The sequence below is a fragment of the Curtobacterium sp. B8 genome (assembly GCF_000333315.1).
GTDB classification, from domain to species: domain Bacteria; phylum Actinomycetota; class Actinomycetes; order Actinomycetales; family Microbacteriaceae; genus Curtobacterium; species Curtobacterium luteum.
In genome coordinates, this window is the sequence record NZ_BACW01000482.1 from 1 (window position 1) to 4,239 (window position 4,239).

A 4,239-nucleotide genomic window follows, 5' to 3' on the forward strand; every position below is an offset into this window, starting at 1 on the left:
ACGAGGTGGGCGACCACGGCGCCGACGTCACGGACCGGGTACCCCCAGCCGGCGGTGTCGATGTCGAGCAGCCCCGAGATCCGCCACGGCTCGTCCTCGTCGACGAAGACCTGCTCGAGGTGCAGGTCCCCGTGCACGACCTGCTTCGTCGCGCTCGCCCACCCGATCGACCGTCGGCCGATCGCGTCGTAGAGGCGGTCGATCTCCTCCGCGTCCTGCGGCAGCGCTGCGACGAGGGTCCGACGGTGCCAGTCGGCGTGGTCCATGGCGTCCGCCCGAGCCTGCTGGGTCATCGGCACCGTGGCGATCCGGCCGGACAGGGCGGCCAGGGACGCGACGAAGCGCGGGTCGTCGGCGATGTCGAGGATGCGGCTGCCCGCGGGCACGCCGCGGATGCGTTCGAGGACGAGGAGGCCGTCGCCGCGGCTGGACAGCACCCGTGGGACGGGCAGCCCGGCCGCGACGAACTGTTCGTGCGACCGGACGATCGGCGCGACCCGGTGCGGCCGGACGATCTTGAGGAACACCGTGCCCTCGGGAGCGTCCACCCGGACGACGGCCCGCTTGCCCGGGCGGTAGGCGGCGACCGTCAGCGTCGGGTCCGTGACCGGCATGCCGAGCGTCGTCAGGAGCTCGGCGACGGCGTCCCGGTACGTCACCTGCGGCAGGACCGGCAGCCCGGGGTCGTTCGGGTAGGCCCAGACCGAGACCGGCTCCCCCGTGGACGGGTCCGTGACGATCGCGCTGTTCTGGTCGTGCGCACCGCCGGTGTCGACGTACGTGAGCACCGTCGCCCGCTGGCCGCTCCGGTCGACCGTGTCGACCTCGTACCCGTAGAGGTAGCCGTTGCCGGACGGCTCGACGGAGTGGGCGCGCGCGGCCACGACGGAGGTCCCGGAGCCGGCGAAGGCCTGCGGGATGACGCGTTCGTGGTTGGGCCACACGGGATCAGTCAACCGTGTCCCCGCGGATTCGTCGCGTTCGTGCACGGCTCGGCGTGCGGCTCGTGGCTACCGTGGGCGTCGTGAACCCGGTCGCGAGGCTCCGCAGCTCCAGCCGCACCCCCTTCCTGCAGGTCGTGAAGACCGCGGTCGCGGTGGTGGCCGCGGTGCTGCTCTGCCGGCTGCTCATCCAGGGACCGTTCCCGACGTTCGCCGCCATCGCCGCGCTCCTCGTCGTCCAGCCGAGCATCAACCAGTCGTTCGTGAAGGGTCTCGAGCGGAGCGCCGGCGTCGTCATCGGGGTCGTCCTCGCCACCGCCGTGCACCTGCTGCTCGGCGACAGCGTGTGGGTGGTGCTCCTCGTCGTGGTGCTGGCCATCCTCATCGCCTGGGCGCTCCGCCTGACCCCGACGTCCGCGACCCAGGTCGGCATCAGCGGCATGCTCGTGCTCACCGCCGGGGTCGTGACGCCCAACTACTCGGCCGACCGCATCCTCGAGACCGTCGTCGGGGCCGTCGTCGCCCTCGCGGTGAACGCGGCCCTCGTGCCGCCGGTGCTGCTCGAGCCGGCGCACCTCGCCGTCGCCCGACTGGCTCGGGACACCGCCGTCGCGTTCGAGCGGATCGCGGTCGGACTGACCGAGGGCTGGGACCACGACCGGTGGCACGGCGCCCTGCTGCAGGCGCGGGCCCTGCGGTCGCAACACCTGCGTGCCGAGGCGTCGATCACCGCCGCGCAGGAGTCCCTCACGATGAACCCGCGGCGGAGTCGGCACCGGGACGTCCTCGACCGGGACGCCGCGGTCGCCGAGCACCTGCGGGTCCTCGTGACCCGTGTCACCGGCATGACCCGGGCGATCCGGGACAACACCGGCCCCGACCTCCGGGCGGACCCGATCGTCGGGCGGATCGCCACCGAGGTCGCTCGGATCGGGGCGGACGTCCGGGCGTTGAGCCAGCGCGTCGAGGCGAGCGAACTGCCGGTCGTGGAGGAGCCCGCGCTGACGGCCCCGCTCGAGGTGCTCCGGCCGAACTCGCAGCACTGGATCCTCATCGGGGCGTTGCTCGAGGACATCCGGCGTGTGCGCGAAGAGCTGCTCGGCGAGGACGACTGAGCGCGCGCTGCAGCGGCTGCGGCTGCGGCTGCGCCGCCGCGCGCCGCGCGCCGCGCGCCCGAGTCTCGCGCGCAGCGACGTTGCTCGGGCCCTGGCGCGCGGGATCTGTCGCGCACCCCGAGTCTCGGCTCCGCGAACACCGTGCGGGCCCCGGACCGCGAGGGATGTGCGTCCTGCCGGCACTCGGGCGCGCCCGACCCCGTCAGCGTCGTGCGACGGCGGCCTCGGCGGCCGTGTGCACGATGTCGTCCCAGAGCTCGGTCGACGGCACGACCGTCCCGGCCTGACGGACCTCGGCCCGGACAACCTCGGCCTCCGCGAACCGACTGATCTCCGCGACCGCCGCCTCGGAGCCGGCCTCGAGCGCGGCACGACTGGCCACGTCCGGCACGGCTGCGCGCAGCTCGGCGACGACCCGACCGCGCGCATCGTCCGCGAGGCCGCCGAGCGTGCAGATGCTCTTCCACGCGGCGTCGAGTTCGACTCGCAGTCGGACGATCGCCGGGTGGTCCGACATCTCGGTCATGGTCATGGTGGTGCCCCCAGTGCGGACCCTGCGTCGGGCACGCCAGGTCCGGTCGCAGCCTACCAAGGACCAGAGCACTGCTCACGTCCCTCGAACGCGGGACAGACCGTTCTACTCGGGCACCGTGCTGTGACGAGATTCAGCCCGATCGGCCCGGGGAGCGCCCGCGCGTACAGGTTCGGTGCCACGATGGACCTCGAGGAGGTCCACTATGCGGTTGTTGGTGGTCGAGGACGACGACGAGATGCGCGCCCTCATGGAACGTGGTCTCGCTGCCGAGGGGTACCGCGTGACCGCGGTCGAGAACGGTGTCGAGGCGCTCATCGCGCTCGGGGAGCAGTCGTTCGACCTGGCGGTCGTCGACGTCATGATGCCGGGCATGTCCGGCTTCGAACTCGCCCGACGCATCCGCGAACGCGAGGACCCCGTGCGGATCCTCCTCGTGACCGCGCGTGACGCCGTCGACGATCGCGTGTTCGGTCTCGACGCGGGCGCGGACGACTACCTCACGAAGCCCTTCGCCTTCGCCGAACTCACCGCGCGACTCCGCGCGCTGGGACGTCGGGAGAGCGCCGGCGCACCGCGGACCATCGAGGTCGGCGACGTCGCCATCGACTCCGAGGCCCGCCGGGTCGCGATCAAGGGCCAGCGCGTGGCGATGAGCCCGACCGAGTTCGCGCTGCTGCGGCTGCTCGCCCGGTCCGTCGGCACCGTCGTGGACCGTCCGAAGATCCTCGAGGAGGTCTGGGACGGTTCGCAGCACGTCGACCCGAACGTGGTGGAGCAGTACATCTCGTACCTCCGGAAGAAGCTGACCGCGCACGAGGCCACCGTGGCGATCTCGACGGTCCGCGGTCGCGGCTACCGTCTCGACCTCGTCGGGGCGTGAGCACCACCACCCCGGACGGACGGTCGGACGACCCGACCGGACACCGGGGCCTCGCGCGCCCGCTGCGGCTGCTCTCGCTCCGCGCGCGGATCACGATCGGCTCGACCGCGATCGCGGCGGTCGTCATCGTCCTGCTGGTGCTCGTGATGCGCTTCCAGGTCGTCAGCGTCGTCGCGAACGCGACACACACCCTGCTGGACGCCGACGCCGACCCGTACGTGGCGACGCTCGAGATCGACAGCGACCCGGACCTCTCCCAGCCCGGCAACGCACAGCTCGTCGCGGTGGTGTCGCCCTCCGGGGACATCGTGCTGTCGACGATGCCCGGGCGGCTCGAGCGGGCGCTCGGCAGCCTCACCGAGGAGCAGGCCGGCACCCGGGTCATCGACGTCGCGAACTCGCAGTACCGGATCGTCGTGGAGCACCCGATCAACCGCGCGGGACGCTGGACGGTCGTCGCGGCCCGGAACTCGCAGGCGGAGGCGCTCGTCGTCGACGACCTCACCACGACCCTGTCGCTCACGGGTCTCGCGATCCTGATCGCCTTCGGGGTGGCGTCGTGGGTGCTCGCCACGACCGCGCTCCGTCCGGTGAACCGGATGCGCCGCGAGGCCGAACGGCTGTCCGTCGCACCCGAACGTGCGGAGCTGCCCGTCGGCCCGGCCCAGGACGAGCTGGCCTCGCTCGCCACGACCCTCAACGCGTTCCTCGCCCGCACCCGCCAGGCCACCGAACGGGAACGCCAGATGGTCAGCGATGCGAGCCACG

General features: G+C 72.6%; 5 protein-coding genes. 3 read left to right on the forward strand and 2 right to left on the reverse strand.

Annotated elements, in window-relative coordinates:
• A partial coding sequence (locus tag I59_RS12440; protein WP_022904144.1) for a phosphotransferase enzyme family protein occupies window positions 1-944 on the reverse strand: 944 nt, incomplete at its 3' end.
• An 80-nt stretch (window positions 945-1,024) separates the two neighbouring features.
• Here I59_RS12440 and I59_RS12445 point away from each other — a divergent pair.
• Complete coding sequence (locus I59_RS12445) at window positions 1,025-2,056, forward strand: aromatic acid exporter family protein (RefSeq protein WP_031273737.1); 1,032 nt, start codon at window positions 1,025-1,027, stop codon at window positions 2,054-2,056.
• Between the two features lie 202 nt (window positions 2,057-2,258).
• Here the strand turns inward: I59_RS12445 and I59_RS12450 are convergent, their stop codons facing one another.
• Window positions 2,259-2,582: a hypothetical protein gene (locus I59_RS12450; protein WP_148286215.1), complete on the reverse strand. Its 324-nt coding sequence runs from the start codon at window positions 2,580-2,582 to the stop codon at window positions 2,259-2,261.
• A 211-nt stretch (window positions 2,583-2,793) separates the two neighbouring features.
• Between I59_RS12450 and I59_RS12455 the strand changes: the two genes are divergently transcribed.
• Window positions 2,794-3,471, forward strand: a complete 678-nt coding sequence (locus I59_RS12455; RefSeq protein WP_022904147.1) for a response regulator transcription factor — start codon at window positions 2,794-2,796, stop codon at window positions 3,469-3,471.
• A partial coding sequence (locus tag I59_RS12460; RefSeq protein WP_022904148.1) for a HAMP domain-containing protein occupies window positions 3,468-4,239 on the forward strand: 772 nt, incomplete at its 3' end. The genes I59_RS12455 and I59_RS12460, both read left to right, overlap by 4 nt.